Here is a 22,851-nt window from a genome sequence, read left to right as displayed (position 1 = left end):
GCAGAGGCCCCTAGGCAGCTCACGAGCTTGGATCGGGAGCTGCCTTGTCCTGCGGGTCACTTCCCACTGGGAACGTGAGCGATTTACTGCTTGCGGATTTCAACAATCGTCGCCGCGTTGTTCTCCATGCGGAAATCGAACGCTACCTTGTCCCCTACCTTCAGTCCTTCAAGCTGCTGCGCAGTGGCTTTGAACCCCATGGTCATCGCTGGCCATTTCAAGACAGCCACCGGCCCGTGTGCCAGGGTGACTCTGCCTTGTTCGGTATTGATGGCCTTGATCGTACCCTCGGCATGGGCGGCCGGTGCCGCTTGCTCGGTCTTCATGTCCATTCCTTCCATCGGCATGTTCTTCATGTCCATGCCTTTCATACTGTCCTGGGCCTGCGCGCCAGTTGCGAAAGCCAACATCAGTACAGCGCTGAGGTAGAGGTTTTTCATCGGGTATCTCCTGGGTTGGAATCATGGGTTACTGCGAGATTACGGCGCCGGACTAACCAGTACGCCGCAGGAACAACGAACAGAGAGAGCAAGGGGGCGGTCAGCATGCCCCCCACCATGGGCACGGCAATACGACTCATCACTTCGCTGCCGGTACCATCGCTCCAGAGAATTGGCAGCAGGCCTGCGACGATCACCGCCACCGTCATCGCCTTGGGCCGGATGCGTTGCACCGCACCCTCACGGATTGCCTCCAGTAGCGCAAGTTGCGTGCGCCCGTCATAGGCTTGGCGTTCGGCCCACGCATTGTTCAGGTAGATCAGCATGATCACCCCAAACTCCGCCGCGACCCCGGCCAGGGCGATAAAGCCCACGCCGGTGGCCACCGACATGTTGAAACCCATCAGGTACAGCAGCCATACCCCGCCGGTGAGGGCAAAAGGCAGGGTGCCCATGATCAGCAGCGCCTCGTTGAGGCGGCCGAACGTCAGGTAGAGCAGCACGAAGATGATCGCCAGCGTCGCCGGTACCACCCAGGCCAAACGTGCGTTGGCACGCTCCAAGTACTCGAACTGGCCCGAATAGCTCAAGCTCATGCCAGGGTCGAGCTTCACCTCGCGGTCCACCGCCTGGCGCAGGTCGGCAACCACGGATGACAGGTCACGACCGCGCGCGTCGATGTATACCCAACCGGAGGGGCGGGCATTTTCGCTTTTGAGCATCGGCGGACCTTCGGTGATGCGCACATGAGCCACGGTGCCGAGGGTGATCTGGCCACCTTGTGCGGTATAGATCGGCAGCTGGCGCAAGGCGTCGACTGAGTCGCGCCACTCGCGGGGGTAGCGCACGCTGATCGGGTAGCGTGCCAGGCCCTCGACCGTCTCACTGATGGTTTCGCCACCAATGGCACCGGCGACGATGGCCTGTACATCGGCAATGTTCAGGCCGTAACGCGCTGCAGTCTGACGGTCGATGTCGAGATCGATGTAACGGCCTCCGGTCAAACGTTCGGCCAGTGCCGAAGTGACACCGGGCACGGTTTTGGCGGCTCGCTCGATGGCCAGGGTCGCGCGGTCGATCTGCGCCAAGTCGCTGCCCGTCACTTTCACTCCAATCGGACTCTTGATGCCGGTGGCCAGCATGTCGATACGATTACGGATCGGCGGAATCCAGATGTTGGTCAGGCCCGGTACCCGCACCGTTCGGTCGAGCGCGTCGATCAGCTTGTCGGTAGTCATGCCCGGACGCCACTGATCTTTCGGCTTGAGCCGCACGATGGTCTCGAACATTTCCAACGGTGCCGGGTCGGTCGCTGACTCGGCGCGACCGGCCTTGCCGAACACACTGGCGACCTCGGGCACGGTGCGGATGAGACGGTCGGTGCGTTGCAGCAGCTCCGAGGCCTTTTGCGCCGACAGGCCTGGCAGGGCCGAGGGCATGTACAGCAGGTCACCTTCGTCCAGGGGCGGGAGGAACTCCCCACCCAACTGGCTCAACGGCCACAGGTTGCTGAACAAGATCGCCAGCGCGCCAATCAGTATCATCCAGGGCCGGCGCAGCACCACTTCCAACGCAGGGCGATACAGACGGATCAGCCCACGGTTGAGCGGGTTACGTTCCTCTGCTGGCAGAGGGCCGCGAATCCAGTAGCCCATCAGCACCGGCACCAAGGTCACTGCCAACCCTGCGGCGGCTGCCATGGCATAGGTCTTGGTGAACGCCAGGGGGGCGAACAGTCGTCCCTCCTGAGCCTGCAAGGTGAACACCGGTATGAACGACAAGGTGATGATCATCAGGCTGAAGAACAGCGCCGGCCCCACCTCGACCGCCGCCTCGGTCATCACGTTCCAGTGCTGCTCGCCGCGCAGCGACATCCCTGGGTTGCGTGCATGCCAGGCTTCGACTCGCTTGTGCGCGTTCTCAATCATCACCACGGCAGCATCGACCATCGCACCGATGGCGATGGCGATACCGCCAAGCGACATGATGTTGGCGTTGATGCCTTGATGGCGCATGACAATCATAGCGATCAGTACCCCTACCGGTAGCGAGACGATTGCCACCAGCGACGAGCGCAGGTGCCAGAGAAACGCCCCACATACCAGCGCAACCACGATGAATTCCTCGATCAGCTTGTGGCTGAGGTTGTCCACTGCGCGGTCAATCAGCTGGCTGCGATCATAGGTCGTGACAATCTCCACGCCCTTGGGCAGGCTCTTTTTCAGCGTTTCAAGCTTGTCCTTGACGTGGGCGATGGCCTCCCTGGCGTTTTTGCCACTGCGCAAAATCACCACCCCGCCAACGGCCTCGCCCTGGCCATCCAGCTCACCGATACCCCGACGCGCCTCTGGGCCAAGTTGCACCGTGGCGACATCGCCGAGTGTCACCGGCGCACCGTTGGTAGCCAGTCGCAGGGGAATGGCGCGCAAGTCGTTCAACGTCTTCAGGTACCCCGACGCCCGCACCATGAACTCGGCTTCGCCGTGTTCGAGCACGCCGCCACCGGTTTCCTGGTTGGCCTTGCCGATAGCGTCCGACACCTCGCCCTGAGTGATGCCCAGGCTGGCCATGCGCAGCGGATCAAGTACCACTTGGTACTGCTTGACCATTCCGCCGATGCTCGCCACTTCGGCAACATCAGGCAGGGTCTTGAGTTCGAAGCGCAGAAACCAGTCTTGCAGGCTGCGCAATTGCGCCAAGTCATGCCCGCCACTTCGGTCGACCAACGCGTATTGATAGATCCAACCCACGCCGGTGGCGTCCGGTCCAAGCACCGGCTGCGCCGACGCCGGCAAGCGCGACTGCACCTGGCTCAGGTACTCCAGTACCCGCGAGCGTGCCCAGTACAGGTCGGTGCCATCCTCGAACAGCACGTAGACAAAGCTGTCACCGAAGGCCGAGAAGCCGCGCACGGTCTTGGCTCCCGGCACCGAGAGCATGGTGGTGGTCAACGGATAGGTAACCTGGTTTTCAACGATCTGTGGTGCTTGCCCTGGATAGGACGTGCGAATGATCACCTGAACATCCGAGAGGTCTGGCAAAGCGTCGATCGGCAGGCTGCGTAACGAGAATACACCCCAGGCCACCAGAAACAGTGTGGCAAGCAGCACCAACACGCGATTGCCCACCGACCAGCGAATCAGTTTCGCGATCATGGTTGACTCTCCTGCGCAGTAATCTGCTCGATGACCATGCCCACATCCCGCTCGCGGACTCCGAATCGAATACGTTGTCCCACCTTCAGCCCGGTAAACAGCGCTGGATCAGACACGGGGAAGGTCATGGTCATCCCCGGCATGCCCAAGGTGAGGAAAGGACCGTGGGCGATCGTCAGCTGATTGCCCTCTATCTGCACGATGCGTCCGTCTGCCTCATGCAGTGCCGGCTGTGCTGGTTGGGATTCCTGCGTGGTCATGGCCTGAATGCCCTTGAGGCTGGCTTCGGAGTCGATGAGGAACTGACCTGATGCCACCACCCGTTGGCCCGCCTGCAGACCTTGCAGCACGGCAACCTGGGCGCCGCTCTCCTGACCTAACACGACTTCCACTGGGCGGAATCGGCCCTGGTCTTCGGCCAGCATCACCAGATCGCGTTTGCCGGTGCGGATCACTGCTTCGACGGGCACTACGAGATGGGTATCTGGTTGCCCAGCTGGATGCAGGGTGACCTGGGCGGACATCCCCGGTCGCAGCCGACCGTCGCTATTGGGTAGCTCGATACGCACGCGCAACGTACGGCTTTGCGGGTTGGCGTCTGCAAGCAAAGCGGTTAGCTTGCCCGGCACGGCTTCACCTGGATAGGCAGGTAAATGCGCCTGCACTGCCTGCCCCTCGCGCAGGCCCTGAGCCTGGGCCTCCGGCACTGCCGCTTCGAGCCAGACGTTGGCAACACCATTGATCCGCGCCAGGGTCGCCCCAGGCGCTACGCTCATGCCCGGACGCAGATCCAGGGCTTGGATCACTCCGGCGCTGGGTGCTACCAGCGTGACCAGGCTCTGCACCTTGCCGATGCGTGCGACTCGCTCGATCAGCTCGGCAGGCATCCCGGCCAGCAACAGACGTTGGCGAGCTGCGGCCCGTAGCTCACCATCGCCCAAGCGCCGCAGTGCCAGATATTCCTCCTGCAATCCTGCCCATTCAGGGGTCAAGACATCGGCCAGTGGTGCGCCCTTGGCCACCACATCGCCGGTGGCCCGGCCATAGGTGCGTTCCACGAATCCTGCGGTTCGTGCTTGCAGCACACTGAAATCTCGCTCGTCGAAGGCCAGAGCACCACTGACCTGCAGCGTGCGTTCGAGGCGCCCCTGAGCCACTGTCGCCAGCCGCACCCCAAGGTTCTGCTGTATACCCGGGGCGATCTTCACTGCAGGCTCTGCTTCATCCTCGGGCCCACCGGGATATTTGGCCACCAAAGGCATATCCATGAAGGGTGACTTACCAGGCTCAGAGAAGTGTTGTTGAGGGTACATCGGGTCATACCAGTACAACGCTTTGCGTTCTTCTGGAGCCGGCGCTGGTTTACTTTGGGCCTGCTTAGCCAGCCAATAGCCCGCACCACCGCCTATGGCCAGTGCGAGCGCTGCGATCAATCCTGTCGACATAGGTCTCATGCCCGAACCTCTCCATAGGCGAAGTGCAAGCGCGCCGCTGTCGCGGCCAACTGCCCTTGCAGGTCGATATCCTGTAGCCGGGCCTCGACCCGTTGGCGTCGTGCCGCGAGCACCTCACTTAACATCGTCTTTCCCGCCCGATAATCCGCCAGTGCCAAGCGAACCCGCTCCTCGGCGAGGGGCAAGAGGGTCTCGCGACTGCGGGTCACTGCCCGTTGCAGGCGCCGGTATTGCGCCAGATCTGTTTCCAACTGCGCGGTATGTTCACGCAGCGCCGCTTCCTGCTCGTCTTCAAGCTGTCGTACCTCGGCTTGCCGCGCAGCGATCATTGGGTCCTGGCGAGAGCCGGTGAACAGCGGCAACTGGAAGCTGACTTGCACGCTGACCATGTTGCTGAAGTCCGGGCCTCGACGTTGGTAATCCAACTGCCAGCCCCAATCCGACTTTTTCTCGGCGACGGCCTGATGCACCTGTGCTTCGGCTTCCCGTGCCTTGGCCCCGTAGGCCGCCAGTTCGGGGTGTGCATGCAGTGTGTGCAGGTATGCCGGTGCACTCACTGGCCACTGTGGAAACGCCGGTGCTTGTGCCTCCACGTCCTGCCCGACCCAGCGTTTGAGTGCCGCTCGCGCCTGGATCGCCTGGCTCAATAGCAGGTCCTTTTGTTCATCCAACTGTGCGACTTCCTGGGTCGGTGCAAGCGCATCGGCTGACGAACCACCCCCGACGGCCAGACGAGCCCGTACGGCGGAAGCCAGCAGGCGGTTTTCCGTGTAGAAGTCATCGAACTGTTGCAGCTTGCGTTGCACCGTGTAGGCGGCTACCCAAGCCTGTGCTGTCGCCGCACGCACCTTCAGACGCTCGAAGACCGCTTCGGCATCGGCCCGATCAACCGTGGCCCGTGCTGTCTCAACCCGTGCTTTGCGCTTGTCACGGTTGGGCACCTCCTGCGAAAGCCCGACCACCTGCATGGTCATGAAATCTCGGTTGCTGCTCCAACGATCGCGGCCTTCGACCGGTAGATTCTGTACACCGAGATTAAGCCGCGGATCGGGTAGTTCACCCGCTGGTACGACTGAATGGCGCGCCGCTGAGATCTGCTCTTGGCGCGCCTGAAGCGAAGGCGTATTGCGCTCGGCCAGTTGCAGCGCATCATCGAGAGAAATCGAAGCCGCCTGCGCCGACAGCATCGGTAGCAGGATTACCAGGGCAGCCGGAAGTGTCCGTCCTGGAGAGAAACGTAGGGGAGTCATGAACATGATTCCTCGAAAAACCAGCGCACAGGCGCATGCCATCGTTCGGCCGCCAAGGCAGAACAACGAATGTGAGATTTACGAAGGAGTCAGACGCGGGGAGGGCGCCAGTGATCTGGCGGCGCGCGGGTTACCAGGCTTACGGCGTAAGTATCCGCAGGGCGCGGGGTAGAGAAGGTCAGCGCAGGTTCGAGCAGGCTGACTTCAAGCGTGCTCGCGGTTCTACATTCCTGGCCGACTTTGCAGGCTTTTGAGGTGTGCTCGGAGGACTGCCCTTGGTCCTGGTCCTGGCAACAGTCATGTTCCATGCCTGCCACCCTATCCATACCCATGGCCTGCATTGGGCAGGGCTCGACGGATGAGTCGACTCCCGCCATCCCGTTGAGGGGAAGCGAGAGAACAAGCATCAACACGGTGAGCAAACGCAGGAGGCGGATCATGTGGGCGAGTGTAGGTGAAATCGGTTAGCGCAGCATTAATAACTGGCAAATGACATCGCGCTGGCAGCGATCCTGGCGTTCATCTCCCTGACCCAGTCGGTGTTCTGGGACACGCTGGCCTACACCTTCGATAGTCGGGACCTCAGGAGGGCATCGGGCGACGTGCATCCCGTCGTATCGCTTGCGGCGGTATGCCGAAGCCCCGCAGGAACACCTCGCGCATATGACGACGGTCGCGAAAGCCGGTTTCCTGGGCGACCACGTCCAGGGAATGCCGGCTTTGCTCGATCATCAGGCGTGCCGCCTCCAGCCTTAGTCCCTCGATCGCCTTGGCTGGGGAGTGCCCGGTTTCGGCGCTGAAGACCCTAGAGAACTGACGTGGGCTCAGGTTCACCACCTCTGCCAGCTCCTCGACGCCCAGTGGGCGGTTCAGATGCTGGCGCGCATAGTCCAGCGCACGCTGGATACGGTCGGACTTGGGGGCAAGGTGCAGCAGCTCGGAGTGTTGGGACTGCCCGCCGGAGCGATACTGCTGCATCACCAGCTTGCGTGCCACCGACCGCGCGATGTCCGCGCCGAGGTCCTTTTCCACCAGTCCGAGCGCCAGGTCGAGCCCTGCGGTCATGCCCGCCGACGTCCAGAGGGTACCGTCGGCAATATAGATGCGGTCTTCCTCGACGCTGATATCCGGATAGCGCCGTTGCATCTCGCGGGCGAATGCCCAGTGCGTCGTGGCTCTACGCCCTGACAGCAGCCCCGCCTCGGCCAGGATGAAAGCGCCAGTGCACAGGCCCACGGTGCGCCTGGCATGGGTGCTCGCCTGGCGAAGGAACTCCAGGGTTGCCGCCGAGGCGGGCACCTCCAAGGGGGTGGTGACTCCGACGATGATCCAGGTGTCGGTCAGGCGGGGCGTTTCGAGTGGCTGGGTATCGAGGGCCAAGCCCAGGGACGAACGCACCTTGCCGCCTTCGAGCGAGAAGTTCTCGACGGTGTAGAAGGTGTCTTGCGCGGCGATATTGGCCAGTTCGAACGCGGCCTGGGTGGCCAGCGAAAGCACTTGGAACCCGTCTGCCAGCAAATAGCTGATGCGATGCATTGCCTTCCCCCTTCATGTCCTGAAAGACTACCTTATACGTCATTTGAGATACCGTCATCCCGCTGCATCCTGTTCTCCAGACCCACCCCAACCCTGGAGATCCATCATGACTAAGTCCAATCCTGGTAGCGCGCTCATCACCGGCGCCTCATCCGGTATCGGCGCCCTCTACGCCGAGCGTTTGGCCCGTCGTGGCTATGACCTGATCCTGGTCGCGCGAAACCGCGAACGCCTGAATGCCTTGGCCAGGCGCCTGACTGACGAGACCGGCCGTTCCGTGGAAGTGGTGGCAGCCGACCTTGGCAACCCAGATGACCTGCGCCGAGTGGAACTGCTGCTGCGCACTGACGCCAGCATTACCTTGCTGGTGAACAATGCCGGAGTGGGGGCCACGCAGCCCCTTCTGGAGTCGGACGTCGACAAAATGCAAGACATGATCACGCTCAACGTGAATGTGCTTACGCGTTTGACCTATGCCGCGGTTCCAGGCTTGGTCGCGCGCCAGGGCACGCTCATCAATATCGCCTCCGTCGTGGCCCTTGCGCCTGAACGGCTCAACGGCGTGTATGGCGGCACCAAGGCGTTCGTGCTGGCATTCAGCCAATCCCTGCGCCACGAGCTTGCGGACAAGCACGTTAGGGTTCAGGTAGTACTGCCTGGTGCGACGGCGACCGACTTTTGGGCGGCAGCAGGCACACCACTGGAATATCTGCCGGGCGAGATCGTCATGAAGGCTGATGACATGGTGGACGCGGCGCTTGCCGGGCTGGACCAAGGAGAGTTCATCACGATCCCGTCCTTGCCCGACCTGGGTGATCTGGAGCGTTACGAGGCGGCGCGGCAAGCGTTGATGCCGAATCTTTCGTTGAGGGCTCCCGCGAAACGCTACCGCAGCTGACGTTCGTCACGCCGCACAAGATGAGGCAGCCTTTGAGAGGGCTGCCTCGTTCTCGGAAACGTCCAGTCACGGATCCGTATCACAGTGTGTACAGCGCCGATGTCCGGCGCTCTGGCATACAAATGCCGCCACCCTGGGATACATCGGTGATACAGGCGGGACGTGAAATGGCTCCACCTGAGCGAGGCCTGCTCATTGGATGCAGGCCAGTTCCGCAAGCCTCCCATTCGCTGACAACGACAACCCATTTTCCGCACACCTGTGCAGCAAACTGAGCCAGGCCAAGCACTGATCGCAGCCAACGCCCTCCCTGTGTGCCTGGTCGGGGAGGGCAGCATGCCCTTTGGAGAACTACCATGCCCAATACCCTGACAACGATCCTCTACACCGCCCATACCCATACGACCGGTGGCCGCGATGGGCGCGGCCGATCTGTCGATGGCGAGCTCGACCTGCCGCTGAGCCCGCCAGGCTCCGGTCGCCCGGGCACCAACCCCGAGCAGTTGTTCGCCATCGGGTGGTCTGCTTGCTTCATTGGTGCTCTGCGTCGCGCCGGGCAGAAGTACAACATTCGCCTGCCTGACGATGTAGCAGTGGATGCCGATGTTTCCCTAGGCAACACCGCAGACGGAGGTTTCGCGCTGGCTGCCCAGCTGACGGTGCGCTTGCCTGGTTTGGCCGCCGAGGAAAAGGAGAAGCTGGTAGCCGAGGCGCATCAGATATGCCCGTACTCGAAAGCGACCCGCGGCAATATCGAAGTGGGTTTCGTGATGCTGTGATGGTGTCGAGATACACCCGAGCCCGCGTATCTGAATAGGTACGCGGGCTTCTTGTTATATGGACTGCACTGCTGCGCATGGAGCAAAGAAAGAGTGAAAGCCTACTTCCTAAAAAAGTCGGAAGAGGGCGCTTCTTGAGGGGGCAATGGGCGTCAGCCGACGGTTGTGTTGGGGGTTGTACTTTACGCATCAACGGCACCAGCAGCGTGGCAAGCGCGAAGCACACCATGATCACCAGGAAGGCGTCGGCATAGGTCAACGTTTGCGCTTCGCGCCACGTCAATGCCCAGAGCTGACGCAGTGCGGTGTGGCTGGCATCCAGGCTGTCCTGGCCGAGGGCCTGGGCGTTGCTGCTCCATTGCCCGAGCCAGGTATTCATTGTCTCGTTTTGAACGTTAAGGTGCTCGGCAAGGCGCAGGAAATGCAGGTTGGTGCGGTCGTTGAGCACGGTGGCACAGGCGGCGATACCGAGCGCGCCGCCCAGGTTGCGCATCAGGTTGAACAAGCCCGAGGCGAGCTTGAGGCGTGCGGGCGAAAGGGCGCCTAAGGTCAGGGTCACGGTGGGTGGCACGGCCATCTGTTGGGCAAACCCGCGAATGGCCTGGGGCAGCAGCAGCTCCTTGGCGCCCCAATCATGGGTGATCGACGAGAAATCCCACATCGAAATGCCAAACAGGGCCAACCCCAGCATCAGGATCCAGCGCAGGTCCACACGGTTGGCGAGAAAGGCATACACCGGTATAGCAAGCAGTTGAAACACTCCGGTGGAGAACACCGCCAGGCCGATATCCAACGCGCCATAGCCACGCACATGGCCGAGAAACAGCGGGGTAAGGTAGATCGTGGCGAAAATACCGATGCCGGTAATGAAGGAAAACAGGCAGCCCAGGGCGAAGTTGCGATCACGCAGGGCACGCAAGTCAACGATGGGGTCTTCGATCTTCAGGCTGCGCCAGACGAACAATACGCCGCTGATGCCTGCCACCCAAGCAGTGGCCGAGATCGTTGCATCGCTGAACCAGTTCCAGCGCGGGCCTTCCTCCAGGGTGTATTCCAGGCAACCGAGAAACACCGCCATCAAGCCGATGCCCAGGTAGTCGGCGCCCTTGAGCAAGCGCAGGTTGGGGTGGTCGACCTTGACCAGCAGCGGTACAGCAATGGTGACGAACAGACCAGGAACCAGGTTGACATAGAAGAGCCAATGCCAGGACGACACATCGGTGATCCAGCCCCCGACCGCAGGGCCCAAGGTGGGGGCGAGCGATGCGATGGCGCCGATGACCGAAGCGGCGATCACCCGCTGCTTGCCGGTGAAATAGATGAACGCGGTGGTGAACACCAGCGGGATCATCGACCCGCCAAGAAAACCCTGCAGGGCACGAAATGCAATCATGCTCTGGATGTTCCAGGCCATTGCACACAGCAGGCTGGTGAGGGTGAAGCCGGCCGCCGAAGCGGCGAAAAGCCATCGGGTACTCATCACCCGCGACAGCCACCCCGACAGAGGAATGACGATGATCTCCGCAATCAGGTAGGCCGTTTGCACCCAGGCAATGTCGTCTGCACCGGCGGAAAGCCCACCGCCGATGTCCTTGAGCGATGCCGAGACGATCTGGATATCGATCAGGGCGATGAACATCCCCACGCACATGGTGGCGAAAGCCGTGATCTTCTGTGCGGGAGTGAGGACGGGCAGGGCGCCGTTCATGGCTGGACTGCCGATACCAGTTTCGCTTGCGCCAGCGCTTGGGGCCGGGTGTCGACTTCGGCAACCACCGAAAGACCAGGGCGCAGGGCACCAAAGTCGGCGTCGCTGCCCTCCAGGCGAACCCGTACCGGTACGCGCTGCACGATCTTGGTGAAGTTGCCCGTGGCGTTCTCAGGGGGAAGCACGCTGAACTGCGCACCGGTGGCTGGCGCGATGCTCTCGATGCGGCCATGGAAGGTTCGGCCCGGCAGGATATCGGCGGTCACGCTGACCGTCTGGCCGACTTGCATATGTGCGAGCTGGTCTTCCTTGAAGTTGGCGTCCACCCAAAGCCCATGGGCGGGCACCACAGAAATCAGCTGGCTGCCCGACGCGGCGAAGGCGCCGACCTTGGCTCGACGGTTGCCGACGTAGCCGTCCACCGGGGCGCGCAGTTCGGTGTAAAGGATGTTGAGCCGCGCCTGTTCCCGGTCTGCCTCGGCCTGGGCCAACGCTGCCCGTGTCTGTTGGCGTTGCGTGTCGATTACCGCCAGTTGCTGACGGGCCGCCAACAAACCTGCCTCGGCATGGGCACGGTCTGCTTGCGCGGTTTTCCAAGTGGCCTCGACGCGTTGGGCGCTTTGCACCGAAACAGCTTGGCTGTTGACCAGCGTCTGGTAGCGGACTCTGTCGTTCAACGCACGTTGTGCTTCGGCGCTGCGTGCCTCGATCTGTGCCTTTGCCTGGCTGATGATTGCCTGTTGAAGCAGTTCGACGGCATCGAGGTTGGCAAGACGCGCACGTTGCGCCGCGACTGCACCGTCCGCCTTGGCCAGTGCAGCGTCGTAGTCACGCGCATCGATTCGGGCCAACACATCGCCGGCTTTGACGAACTGGTTGTCCACCACCGCGACCTCGGCGATATAGCCTGGAACCTTGGCGCTGATCACGGTGACGTCCGCGCCGACATAGGCATCGTCGGTGTCTTCGAAGAAGCGGCCATTGTTCCACCAGTGGTGGGTGTAGCCCGCACCGCCCATGATCGCGAGCGCCAGAACCGTAATCCGAAGGAGGGTTTTTCTAACCTTGGGTTTGCTTGTAACGGCTTCGGTGTCATCCACTGGGCCGGGAGCCATGCCAACGTGAGCGTTCATGACGGTCAATCCTCGGAGGAGGCCTGGGTGGGGAAGGGGCTTACCAAGGTGTTGCCCTGGCGATAGGCCTGACCGGTTTCGGCGCGCCAGTGGGTCAGCGGGTCGGCGTCAGGCGAGATGCGCAGACGGTGTTCATCCACGGAGATGCGTTTTCCGGTGTTAGCGTCCACCAACGCCAACTCGACGGGCTCGCCGGTGAGTTCGTCGGCGAGGTAGACCTTCTTCGAGCCCTCGGCGTGCTTTGCGCCCCAGGCCATCAGCGTCAGGATCACAGGCCGCAAGTCACGCCCGGCCTCGGTGAGCAGGTATTCGAAGCGTGGCGGGTTGCTCTGGTAGGGCCGGCGCTCGAGCAAGCCGGCGGTGACCAGGTCGGTCAGCCGACGAGTGAGCGTGTTGGTGGCGATGCCCAGGCTGCGCTGGAACTCATCGAACCGACGCAAGCCATAGAACGCATCGCGCAGAACCAACAGGCTCCAGCCATCACCGATGTGCTCCAGCGCACGGGCTACAGGGCAGGGCATGGGTTGAAAGCTGGCTTTTTTCATGGCGTTGACCTTGGGCTTCATTTTCGGATGAGCCTACTATCCGCCAGTAACTTTCATTATGCAAGTGACTATGACCGTGTTTTTAACGCCCGCTTGTCGCCCAGGTGGAAGTACTTTGGCAGCCCCATGTATCGGCCAGATGGCATGGCAGTGAGAATCAATGAACCCGGCAGTCCAAGGCAAGACGCGTTTTCGCAACTGGCGTCAACTCACTGGCTGGAAATGAAGTGCAGGCGGTGGGAGCATGTTGTTCAAAAAAGATCATTGGGCCCATGAAGTGGTCCGCGTGCTAGAACTGGCACTAGCCAATCAATTGTCTCAGTCGCTCGAGCTTCCTGTCGTCGAGCGCTACCCTCGGCTCAAGCGTGCCTTGAGTGAATGGCTCTCAAGCCAACACCGTGACGCGCACGAATTGCAGCGGGTGCAAGAGCGATTGGCGGCTCGGGAAATAGAGTTGCAAGCAGCTCAGATGAGTTTGGCAAAAATGGAGGCGCGCGAGGCACAACTTGTCGAGCAGAACCGGGAGTCAGATTCTCGCCTGCTCACCCTGAAACAACAGGCGGAGTCCCTATCGAGCCAACATAAAGTCTGGGCGCTCTTGCAGACCACCCTGACGGAAGGGACGTGGGACATTGAGGTTGTCCAGGGGGATATCCGTCATCGGGAGAGCCTTCTGCGGTTTTCCGATCAATTCAGGGCATTGATGGGCTATAGCGCCCAGGAATTGCCTGACGGCTGGCAATCCCAGGTGGACATCACGCATCCAGACGACCTGCCTGGCATCATGGCGGCTTTCGACTCAGAGATTCTGGCACCTGCCGGTCGAGGCGAGTACGTGTTTGAGTATCGAATGCGTCATAAGGTTCGCGGCTACATCTGGTGTCGTGAGCGGGGACGGGCGGTGCGTAATGGACGAGGGGAATTGATTCGGGTGCTCGGTGCGGTCCGTGACATCAGCGATGAACGTAACGTCCAGGAAAATCACGAACAGATGCAACAGCAGAACCAGGCGACCTACAACCAGATTGCCCAGATGGTGAGCGTGATCCGTTCGATCGCCGAACAGACTAATTTGCTGGCATTGAACGCGGCCATAGAAGCCGCCAGAGCCGGCGAGGTGGGAAGAGGGTTCTCTGTCGTTGCTGACGAGGTAAAGAAACTTGCACAGAGCACGCGACAAGCAACACAGCAGATTCAATCAATGCTGGACGGACTGGCGTAAAGACTACCGCAGCGTACGAACGACGAATGGCGCCCTGATGCCGGGAATGGGAACCGCCCACTAACGGCCGTCCGCCATCGACTCTATGCGATGACGCCGGGCCAACAGGCCAGCGAGCAAGTCTAGGGGAAAGCAGATCAGGAAGTAGAGCAGGGCGACAAACAGGAAGATTTCCGTCGGGTGAACCATCACCCGGTTGCTGACTTGGGTGGCCATGAGAGACAGCTCGCCGACACCGATCACATAAGCCAACGAGGTGTCCTTGATCAGCGAGATCCACTGGTTGACGAAGGATGGCAGCATGATCGGCAGTGCCTGTGGCAGTATCACTAGCCGCAACACTTGCCAGGGGCGCAAGCCCAACGCCCGCGCCGCCGCCCACTGCCCGGCGGGCAGGCTGTGGATGCCCGCGTACACCGAGTGCGCCAGGTAAGCGCCGCCGATCAACGACAGTGCGCACACCACTGTAGCCAGCGCCGGTATGTCCACATGAAAGATGATCGGCAGAAGGAAGTAACTCCAGAAAATCAGCATCAGTACGGGAATAGCGCGGAAAAATCCCAGTACCGTCACCAGCGCCAAACGCGACCAGCCGCGCAGCACCGCCAGTGCGATGCCCAGGCCCAGGCCAAGTACAGCTGATACCAGTCCTGAGAGCAGCGCGAGCAGGACGGTCAATGCTGCACCACCCAGCGGGCCATCGGGGTAGGCCCCCAGCAGCAGGTACTCCAGGTTGTCGAGGATCACAGAGGCATCCATGGCTCAAGCGCCTCCCTGGCGATAGCGACGGCTGTGCTGCATGAGTTGGCCAAAGACCTCGATGAGCGCGATAGCCCCGATGTAGAGCACGGTGGCGACGCCGAAGGCCTGGAAGGTCTTGAAAGTCTCGGTCTCCACCTGGCGCGAGGCATATGACAGCTCCGCCAGGCCGATCGCCATGGTCAACGAGGAGTTCTTCAGCGCATTCATGTATTGCCCCAGCAGCGGTGGTAGTGCGGTGCGTAGTGCCTGAGGCAATACCACCATTCGCCATACCTGAGCCGGTCGTAGCCCCAACGCCAAACCTGCAGCGCGCTGTTGCGGGCGCACTGCTGCGATGCCGGCGCGCAACTCCTCGGCAACGAACGCCGAGGTGTAGAGCGTCAGGCCCCAGACCCCGGAAAGGAACTCGAATGACGGCCAGGCCACGGCGAAACCTGCCAATACACCTTCATGAGGCGTGTTGAGCCATGTCACCAACTCATCCGGCAACAAAGCAGGTACACCGAAGTACCAGAAAAACAGTTGCACCAGCAGCGGCGTGTTGCGAAACAGCGCCAGGTAAGCTTTCGCTGGCCACGCGTACCAACGGCTGAGCGCGAGGCGTGCGATTGTCAGGAGTGCGCCGATCAAGGTGGCGAGCACGCAACTGAGCAGCGCAAGGCTCAGGCTCATCAAGAAACCATCGAGCAGCAAGCTCAGGTAATGGGGGGCGAGGGGGGCACCGAACATCAGGGGATTCCAGCCATCGAAACGAAACACGCGCCTATGGACGCTAGGCGCGCGGGTCTTGCGGGTAGCCTTCGATCAATCAGCTCTTGTCGCCGATCTTGTACAGGCGTGCGAGCGGAGTCTTGGTGTTCGGGCCGAACCAAGTGTCGTAGATTTTCTGTGCCTGACCATCGGCTTCGAGGTCACGCAGGCTCTGGTTGACGAAGTCGGCAAGGGCCGTCTCGCCTTTGGGGATGCCGACGCCGATCAGGTCGTTGGAGATGGTGAAAGGCGGTACTTCGTACTTGTCCTTGTCTGGCACGTTGGCCAACAACCCGATCAGTTTCGGACCGTCCTGGGTGATGGCTTGTACCTGGCCGTTGCGTAGGGCTGTGAAGGCGAAAGGCGTGTCATCGTAGGCGATGACCTTGGCGCCCGGGAACTTCTCGCGCAGCACGCCTTCGTTGACTGTGCCTTTGTCGACGCCAACGCGCCATTTGTTCAGATCGTCTTGGCTTTTCAGGCTGCCTTTCTTGACGATGAACTGCTGCCCCGAAGAGAAGTAAGGAATGCTGAAATCCACTTGCTGGGCGCGTTCTGGCGTGATGGTGAAGTTGGCCAGCACCAGGTCGACTTTGTTTGCCGTCAACAGCGGAACCCGGTTGGCCGGATTGGTCGGCAACACTTGCAGTTTCACCCCGAGTTTGTCGGCGAGGGCTTTGGCGTAGTCGACATCGAGGCCTTCGATTCGCTTGCTCTTGGCGTCGACGAAACCGAAAGGCGGGTTGCTGTCGAAGGCCGCGACACGCAGGACGCCGGCTTGCTTGATGTCCGCCAGGCGGTCGGCATGAGCCGCGCTAGAGAGGACGGCGAGGGTGAGCGCGGTGATGGCAGAAAGTTTCTTCATGAATATCCAGCTCCTGGGTGGGCCGCGCCTGTATAGCGGGCTCCTGATGGGGAAGGACAGGTATTCGGGTATGAAAGGCCCGTCGCGAGCCGCGGAGGTAGACCGCTGGCGAGATGGATTCTGGCAGGGAGCTGGGGTGGGAAGAAAAGAATGATTTGATCGAAGCTTATAATCTGAATGAATTTAATTTAAGAGTTACTGTTGCCTTAAGGAATATGCGGCGGTGAGAAGCCTTGCGCGACTGATCACGCACTAGGCCGCAGTCGCGGTGATCGGACGCATTTTTTCAACGGTCCAAGATCTGGCAGACGTCGTCAAAGGCCGCGGCAGTGAAGTGCAAGAAAACTCAACCATCCAAGTGAGTTAATCCCCACGCAGCCGACACCCAAAGCACGTAGCAGTGCTGATGATAAAAACAAAAAGGGGATTGATGTGAGAAGGTTTCGTAATGGCTCCTTGATCGCGACCACGCTGGGCGCAAAATCCACAGCCAGCAGAGGCCCTGCTGCGACGCCAAGAAATCTAGGTTCCCCAAACCAGGCCAGGGCGATACTATTGAGCCATCACTCAAGGACGCGACGATGGCTCTCCATGGAGAGCAGTGCAAGGTTTGAGCCTCAGCATGGATCAACTGAATCACAAGCAACTGACAAAGCTAACTAATGAATCCATTCCGGGATATGTGTTCGGGATGGCGTTGTTGCGCCTGAGATTTGATGAATACAATTTCCCGATAGCCCCTTAGGAACACCTGCATGAGTGAGCGTCAACAGGAATACGCCTTTCATCCCGCTGATTTAGTCGAGTACGCGATAGACAAGCCCATAGGCGCTGCGCGCGCAGTCTTGACGATGGCGCTAGAGGGGTCAGATGTGCACCCTGACGTAGTCATTTGTGAGCTATCGACAAATATGGAGCTGAACGAGCGTTTCCTGAAGCAGCTTTCAAGTGCCATGCGGATGAACCCCAAAAAGATTATCGGCGCCATGCCGAGTCGTATGCAGGCGATCCAAGCGGAGCGTGACCTAGATGTCTATCGGTGAAAACGCCATAGCGCTCCCGCCGGCCCCAGATTTCACGCTTACTGCTCTGGATGCCCAAAAAGGAGCGCCAATCCACCCTCTTGACCGCCTACAGATCATGTCGGCTGCTGATTGGGAAGTGTTTACCCTTGAGCTTGTATTTCACCTACGTAGTGATTACGAGGTGGTAACACGTTGTGCTGGCGCGGGAGACAAGGGGCGAGACGTTATCGGTCGATCTTCATCAGGCTGGGATAATTATCAGTGCAAGCACTATGGTGACAAACTAAGCGTTGCAGATGCCGTGGCCGAATTAGGCAAGCTGGTCTATTACACATGGCGGGGCGACTATACCCTCCCTCGTGAATATCGGTTCGTGACACCGAAGGGTTGTAGCTCAGACTGCATTGACATGCTGGCGAACAAGGAGCGCATCAAGACAGAAATTATTAGCCGATGGGATAAAGCTTGTCGGGACAAGATCACAAAAACACAGTCCATCCCTTTGGAAGGTGCACTGCTCGTCCATCTGAATTCTATCGACTTTTCATTTGTCGACGAGATGTCCTCTCTTGACTTGGTTGAAAAACACTCTAAGACCCCGTACCACCTGACGCGATTTGGCAACTATCATTTAAAGCGTCCGCTGGTTAAAAAAAACGCGCCTGAAGCTGTCGGCGACAACGAAAAGGTCTACATTGATGCGCTCTTGCACGCGTTTTCCGACGCGGATGGCATCGAATACTCGCTCGAAAATGTGAAAGCTAGTGAGTACGAAGAGGATCTTGATCGCGCACGGATTAATTTTTTCAGCGCTGAGTCTCTCGAAACGTTCTCGCGCGACGCATTTCCAAGTGGTTGTTATGATGACCTCAAAGATGAGTGCTACGAGGGAGTGCACAGTGTCGTTCGCCAAAAACACGACAATGGCTATGACAGGTTTCTCGCAGTGAGCACACAGTCAGCGAGCCTTCCATATAGCTCTCATCCGCTTTTCCATTACATTCAGACTTCCGACCGAAAAGGCCTCTGTCATCAGTTGGTGAATGACCAGAGACTAAAATGGATTAAGAGATAGGTCATGAATTCAAAGGATTTGTTCAATAGCCCTGTGGAAAATGGGGCGAGGATCGTTCTGCTGCTTGCCGGACTTGGTCGTGAGCTTGATTTGGATGAGCTTATATTCCTGGATTACGCCGCTATCTACAGCGATGACTTCCAAGGAGGCCCAAGCCTGCACCCCATGCTAATGAATCGTGTTGCCGAACTTGTACGCAGGCGCGAGGTTTTCCCTGGTGCCATAAAGCTTTTCACCTCCAGAGGCCTGATTACTTCAGAGGTGAACGAACAGGGCGTTCGATATCGTATCACCCAAGCCGGTAGTGAGTTCGCCAGCAAGCTATCCACTGAGTACCACGCGGACTTCCGGCGGCGTACTTCATGGGTGAGCAAAAACACAGACTATCTCTCCGCTCAGCGCCGCATCATCTACAAAGTTGACAGGGCAATCTAATGTTTATTGAAAGTGTTATTGTTAGCGGCCCTGATCTCCCGGATGCTGCAGTGTATTTCACCAAAGGCGCCAACGTCGTACAGGGCGGGTCTGACACCGGAAAATCTTACATCGTTCAGTGCATAAAATTCGCCCTGGGATCGTCGAAACCCCCGAAGCCGATAGAAGTGGCAAAGGGGTACACCACCGTCAAAGTCAAATTCGTTAACAATGACGGAAGCTCTTTCACGATCGAAAGGACGCTTGCCGAAAATTCAAAAGCGACACTGATTGACGAAAAGGGCAGGGTGTCCGTGCTGGGCACAAAGCACAGTGCCAGCAACTCATCCACCCTCTCTAGCCAGTTCTTGGGCAAGCTGGGACTGGACGGCAAGCTTTTGCTTTTGGGGGCTGAGTCCCTGAGAAGCGGCTCATTCTCCCTTCGTGACCTTGAAAAGATTTTCCTGATCGATGAGTCAAGGATCGTTGCCGAGTACTCTCCATTAGGGACTGGTCAAGTCATGGAGAAGACCAAAGAAAATTCGATGTTGAAGCTATTGCTCACTGGAAAGGATGACGCTGCGGTCAAGTCAGCTAAAAAAGACCTAGAGTCAAAAGGAGCACTGAAACATAAGGTCACGGCTGTCGAAGACATCATCAGCAAATTTTATCCAGCCGAAGACGCGGCCCAGCTTTATCAGCTCCAAAAACTGAATGCGTTCAATCATGAAGTGTCTGGTCGACTGGAACAGGCAGAAGCAGAGCTGAAAATCGCGTTTCAGTCTAGTGAGGGATTGTTCCAACAGAAGGCCCTCCATACCTCAGAGCTGGAGGTCGTCAACGGAAAGATCGCGGAAGACAAAGCCCTCCATGGTCGCTTCGACATGCTGGGGAAAAAGTACGAATCAGACCGCCAGCGCCTTCTTGGGATTGAGCAAGCTGCAGTCCTCTTGGATGCGTCGGACTCGATGCCTTGCCCAACCTGTGGCAATCACTTTGACTCGGAATCCTGCACGGCCAATGTCGATGACATCAAGAAGGGTGTCACCTTCGAGTTGAATCGCATTGCCAAGAACATTCAGGAACTCGCGGAAGCCCAGGGTTCCCTTTCGGCTGCAATCGAGAAAAACACTTTCAGGGCGCTGACAATCACTGCAGCCATTACAGCGCTTGAGAAGCAGATCTCAGCAGAGCTTGAGGAATCGGTACGATCAGTTAGTGACCTGAAGGAGCTCTCATCGAGCATCAAGTACGACCTGTCCTCTTTGGATCAACGAGTTGCGGACAAGGCGAAGCTCAGCGACGAGTTGAAGAGGCTTGGAGCCCTGCTACTTGAAGAGCAAGCTGGCTACACCGCCGAAAGTTTTGAAGACGCAGTGAAACCGTTGGTGACAGAAATCCAGTCTATCTTGGCGCGCTGGGGCTTCCCTGGCTACCTGCCAGTCGACTTCGATTTCAGGGCAAGGGATATCACCATTGGTGGTAGCGCCCGCGGTAATTTCGGCAAGGGCTATCGTGCCGTCGCGTTTTCCGCCTTCGTACTGGGGCTGATGAACCTGCTAAAGCTCTCTGGGCGCCATCCCGGGTTCGTAGTTTTGGACTCACCCCTGACAACCTACAAGGAAGGAGATGACCTACCTGAGGAGGAGGGCGATGCGATCACCGGCGACCTGATTTATGGGTTCTACCGGGACATTGCAGAAAACTTCAGTGACTCCCAGATCATCATCTTTGAGAACAAAGAGCCAGATCCATCGGTGATCCCAATGCTCAACTACCAGCACTTCACGAAGAATCGGAACAATGGCCGCTATGGATTCTTCGCTCTGAGGGACTGACATAGTCCGTTCACGAGACGACCGCAGGGGCGGGCTGCGGTCGTCATCTTTCGCTAGTCGACAGATAACAATTTTTGCCGGGTGAGCACGCTGTTCAACCGCACATCTTCGTCTAATTCGGTCTCGACCAGCAGGTCTGCAACGCTAGCACCTGCCTCAACTCTCGCCAGCCAGTACATGATCAGGGAGCACGATTGGCTCACGATCATCTCAGCCCTCAGTATTTCCGATACAGATACGAGCCAAGGCCCCTGGAGGGCCTTGGTGTGGAAGAGGGAAGAGCCAACCCCTTAAATATTCTGCTCAAAACCTTGCAGGGTGTTCACAGCGTTAATCCCAATCTCATCCACCATGTAGCCTCCCTCCATGACGAACAAGGTTGGTACGCCTGCCAGAGCGATTTCAGCACCCATGCGAAGGAAGTCATCGCTGGTGAGCTTGAAGTGGCTAATGGGATCATTCTCGAAGGTATCGACGCCAAGTGAGATCACCAGATAGTCGGGGCGGAACGCCTTAATACGCGCCAGGGCGTCCTTCAAGGCGACTTGATACTGCATCCAGGTGGTGCCCTTAGCCAGCGGGTAGTTCGCAGTGAACCCTGCGCCGGCGCCTATGCCGGTTTCTTGCTCATACCCAGAGAAGTAAGGGTACGAAACGTGTGGATCACCATGAATGGATGCGAAGAAGACGTCGGGGCGATCATAGAAGATGTTCTGGGTACCATTACCGTGGTGGAAATCGACGTCCAGCACGGCAACACGCTTGGCTCCTTGGTTTAAGCACCGCTCAGCTGCAATGGCAGCGTTGTTCAGATAGCAGTAGCCACCCATGTACTCACGGGCGGCATGGTGTCCAGGTGGCCGGCAGAGAGCGAATGCGCTGCGCTCGCCGTCAATGACACGCTGCATGCCGGTCAGCGCGACATTGGCGCTGCTGCGCACGGCTTGCCATGTGCCACTGGTGATAGGGGCACCTGCGTCCATGGCATAGAAGCCGAGTTTGCCGTCGATGAAGCCTGGCTCTCGATCGATAGCAAGATCACGTACAGGCCATACCAAGGGCAATGCATCATGGGTTTTGCCAGTTGCCGTCCATTCTGACCAGGCATGCTCCAAGAAGCTCACATAGCGTTCACTGTGGGCAGCCACGTAGCAGGAGCGATCAAACTCGCTCTCAGAAATGATGTCGCCCAGGCCAGTGCTTTTTACCCGGGCCAGCACCGTATCGGCACGCTGTGGATTTTCAAACGATGGCGTCACAGCGCCATCCTTCAGTTCTGAGCCATGGTGGAGTCGGTGGTTATCGCTAAAGACTGTTAGCACGCTTGAAGCCCTTTTTAGGCCTATCGGATAGCTAATTTTCTCGGTGTATGTCTGAAAATGCTTTGCTATTTTTCTGGATTGACCACAGGATTGAGAAAATTTCCGTTAGGCATGCTGACTTATGAGCAAAGGTTTTGCTTTGGATGATTTGGATGATGTAGACCGGGATCTGCTGAGACTTCTGCAGGAGGATGGCACCCTGTCTAGCTCTGCTTTAGGTGAGCGCCTGGCCATGACGGTGACGCCGTGTTGGCGTAGGCGCAAGCGCCTGGAAGAGCTGGGGATCATCAAGGATTATCAAGCCAATATCGATCGGCGAAAGCTTGGCTTCGATGTCATGGCATTCGCCCAAGTGAGATTTGGTGATCACTCGGCGGATGCGCCAGACGCATTTGAAGACGTCATTTTGAAGCTGCCTCAAGTTCTGTCGTGCCACAAAGTGACAGGTGAAGCAGATTACGTACTCACGGTCGTGGCGACCGATTTAGAGAGCTACGGAAGATTCGTTGAAGATGTTCTCAGGCGACAGCCAGGTATCGCCTCAATCCAATCCAGCCTGGCTCTCAGAGAAATCAAATCAATCAGTCGACTGCCTATTCCAAAAGCGTGACCCTGGGGGCGCCGGGTCTCAAGAAAAGGGCGAAGGCACAATAGGTAAGGCATCGCTGGTCAGCTGAATC

Annotated in this window: 18 protein-coding genes and 3 pseudogenes; 9 read left to right on the top strand and 12 right to left on the bottom strand. The window is 58.9% G+C overall.

The features are described 5' to 3' along the window. Nucleotides 1-83: 83 nt before the first annotated feature. The 5 genes from ABOA88_RS01670 to ABOA88_RS01650 all read right to left on the bottom strand — a co-directional run bounded on the left by ABOA88_RS01670 (nt 84) and on the right by ABOA88_RS01650 (nt 7,835). The gene (locus ABOA88_RS01670) at nt 84-440 is read right to left on the bottom strand and encodes a copper-binding protein (protein WP_367850858.1); all 357 of its coding nucleotides are present in this window, start codon (nt 438-440) and stop codon (nt 84-86) included. Further along, nucleotides 437-3,595, bottom strand: a complete 3,159-nt coding sequence (locus ABOA88_RS01665; protein ID WP_367850857.1) for an efflux RND transporter permease subunit — start codon at nt 3,593-3,595, stop codon at nt 437-439. The genes ABOA88_RS01670 and ABOA88_RS01665 overlap by 4 nt, the downstream gene beginning before the upstream one ends. Beyond that, the gene (locus ABOA88_RS01660; protein ID WP_367850856.1) at nt 3,592-5,049 is read right to left on the bottom strand and encodes an efflux RND transporter periplasmic adaptor subunit; all 1,458 of its coding nucleotides are present in this window, start codon (nt 5,047-5,049) and stop codon (nt 3,592-3,594) included. Before ABOA88_RS01660 ends, ABOA88_RS01665 begins: the two co-directional genes overlap by 4 nt. Next, complete coding sequence (locus ABOA88_RS01655) at nt 5,046-6,299, bottom strand: TolC family protein (protein ID WP_367850855.1); 1,254 nt, start codon at nt 6,297-6,299, stop codon at nt 5,046-5,048. The genes ABOA88_RS01660 and ABOA88_RS01655 overlap by 4 nt, the downstream gene beginning before the upstream one ends. 582 nt (nt 6,300-6,881) lie before the next feature. Continuing rightward, nucleotides 6,882-7,835, bottom strand: coding sequence for a GlxA family transcriptional regulator (locus ABOA88_RS01650; RefSeq protein ID WP_367850854.1), 954 nt, complete (start codon nt 7,833-7,835; stop codon nt 6,882-6,884). Nucleotides 7,836-7,941: 106 nt separating this feature from the next. Between ABOA88_RS01650 and ABOA88_RS01645 the strand changes: the two genes are divergently transcribed. Continuing rightward, entirely contained in the window at nt 7,942-8,733 is a 792-nt protein-coding gene (locus ABOA88_RS01645) for an SDR family NAD(P)-dependent oxidoreductase (protein ID WP_367850853.1), read from the top strand. A gap of 356 nt (nt 8,734-9,089) precedes the next feature. Further along, nucleotides 9,090-9,512: an organic hydroperoxide resistance protein gene (locus ABOA88_RS01640; RefSeq protein WP_070573650.1), complete on the top strand. Its 423-nt coding sequence runs from the start codon at nt 9,090-9,092 to the stop codon at nt 9,510-9,512. A gap of 145 nt (nt 9,513-9,657) precedes the next feature. Here ABOA88_RS01640 and ABOA88_RS01635 read toward each other — a convergent pair. From ABOA88_RS01635 to ABOA88_RS01625, 3 genes and pseudogenes are all read right to left on the bottom strand, one after another. Next, a pseudogene (locus tag ABOA88_RS01635) lies at nt 9,658-11,220 on the bottom strand (DHA2 family efflux MFS transporter permease subunit); the annotation flags it as partial. Further along, nucleotides 11,217-12,353, bottom strand: a complete 1,137-nt coding sequence (locus ABOA88_RS01630; RefSeq protein ID WP_419183371.1) for an HlyD family secretion protein — start codon at nt 12,351-12,353, stop codon at nt 11,217-11,219. The gene ABOA88_RS01630 and the pseudogene ABOA88_RS01635, both read right to left, overlap by 4 nt. Nucleotides 12,354-12,358: 5 nt before the next feature. Then, nucleotides 12,359-12,898, bottom strand: a complete 540-nt coding sequence (locus ABOA88_RS01625; RefSeq protein WP_196168399.1) for a winged helix-turn-helix transcriptional regulator — start codon at nt 12,896-12,898, stop codon at nt 12,359-12,361. Between the two features lie 244 nt (nt 12,899-13,142). On the opposite strand from ABOA88_RS01625, the pseudogene ABOA88_RS01620 reads away from it, so the two are divergent. Next, nucleotides 13,143-13,868 (top strand): annotated as a pseudogene (locus ABOA88_RS01620) (PAS domain-containing protein); the annotation flags it as partial. Continuing rightward, nucleotides 13,851-14,114: pseudogene (locus ABOA88_RS01615) on the top strand (methyl-accepting chemotaxis protein); the annotation flags it as partial. The pseudogenes ABOA88_RS01620 and ABOA88_RS01615, both read left to right, overlap by 18 nt. A gap of 66 nt (nt 14,115-14,180) precedes the next feature. Here ABOA88_RS01615 and ABOA88_RS01610 read toward each other — a convergent pair. From ABOA88_RS01610 to ABOA88_RS01600, 3 genes are all read right to left on the bottom strand, one after another. After that, the gene (locus ABOA88_RS01610) at nt 14,181-14,879 is read right to left on the bottom strand and encodes an amino acid ABC transporter permease (protein ID WP_196168397.1); all 699 of its coding nucleotides are present in this window, start codon (nt 14,877-14,879) and stop codon (nt 14,181-14,183) included. Between the two features lie 3 nt (nt 14,880-14,882). Continuing rightward, nucleotides 14,883-15,611, bottom strand: coding sequence for an amino acid ABC transporter permease (locus ABOA88_RS01605; protein ID WP_196168396.1), 729 nt, complete (start codon nt 15,609-15,611; stop codon nt 14,883-14,885). A 79-nt stretch (nt 15,612-15,690) separates the two neighbouring features. Then, on the bottom strand, nt 15,691-16,497 hold the full coding sequence (locus ABOA88_RS01600; RefSeq protein ID WP_196168395.1) for an ABC transporter substrate-binding protein: 807 nt from the start codon (nt 16,495-16,497) through the stop codon (nt 15,691-15,693). 755 nt (nt 16,498-17,252) lie between these two features. Here ABOA88_RS01600 and ABOA88_RS01595 point away from each other — a divergent pair. Genes ABOA88_RS01595 through ABOA88_RS01580 form a run of 4 tightly spaced genes read left to right on the top strand, consistent with a single transcriptional unit; the run spans nt 17,253 to nt 20,849 of the window. After that, nucleotides 17,253-17,540: a hypothetical protein gene (locus tag ABOA88_RS01595; protein WP_367850850.1), complete on the top strand. Its 288-nt coding sequence runs from the start codon at nt 17,253-17,255 to the stop codon at nt 17,538-17,540. After that, nucleotides 17,527-18,597, top strand: coding sequence for an ABC-three component system protein (locus ABOA88_RS01590; RefSeq protein WP_367850849.1), 1,071 nt, complete (start codon nt 17,527-17,529; stop codon nt 18,595-18,597). Before ABOA88_RS01595 ends, ABOA88_RS01590 begins: the two co-directional genes overlap by 14 nt. Nucleotides 18,598-18,600: 3 nt before the next feature. Then, nucleotides 18,601-19,032, top strand: coding sequence for an ABC-three component system middle component 2 (locus ABOA88_RS01585; RefSeq protein WP_367850848.1), 432 nt, complete (start codon nt 18,601-18,603; stop codon nt 19,030-19,032). After that, nucleotides 19,032-20,849, top strand: a complete 1,818-nt coding sequence (locus ABOA88_RS01580) for a hypothetical protein (RefSeq protein ID WP_367850847.1) — start codon at nt 19,032-19,034, stop codon at nt 20,847-20,849. The genes ABOA88_RS01585 and ABOA88_RS01580 overlap by 1 nt, the downstream gene beginning before the upstream one ends. Nucleotides 20,850-21,139: 290 nt before the next feature. Here ABOA88_RS01580 and ABOA88_RS01575 read toward each other — a convergent pair whose 3' ends face one another. After that, a complete protein-coding gene (locus ABOA88_RS01575; protein ID WP_367850846.1) occupies nt 21,140-22,171 on the bottom strand; it encodes a histone deacetylase family protein in 1,032 nt (343 codons plus the stop codon). A 121-nt stretch (nt 22,172-22,292) separates the two neighbouring features. On the opposite strand from ABOA88_RS01575, the gene ABOA88_RS01570 reads away from it, so the two are divergent. Further along, nucleotides 22,293-22,781, top strand: coding sequence for an Lrp/AsnC family transcriptional regulator (locus tag ABOA88_RS01570; RefSeq protein ID WP_367850845.1), 489 nt, complete (start codon nt 22,293-22,295; stop codon nt 22,779-22,781). Nucleotides 22,782-22,851: the final 70 nt, after the last annotated feature.

It is taken from the genome of Pseudomonas sp. PKS (genome assembly GCF_051913525.1).
In the GTDB taxonomy this organism is placed as follows: Bacteria; Pseudomonadota; Gammaproteobacteria; order Pseudomonadales; family Pseudomonadaceae; genus Aquipseudomonas; species Aquipseudomonas guariconensis_D.
The sequence above is the reverse complement of the archived record's forward strand: the minus strand, read 5'-3'. Positions and strand labels throughout refer to the sequence as shown.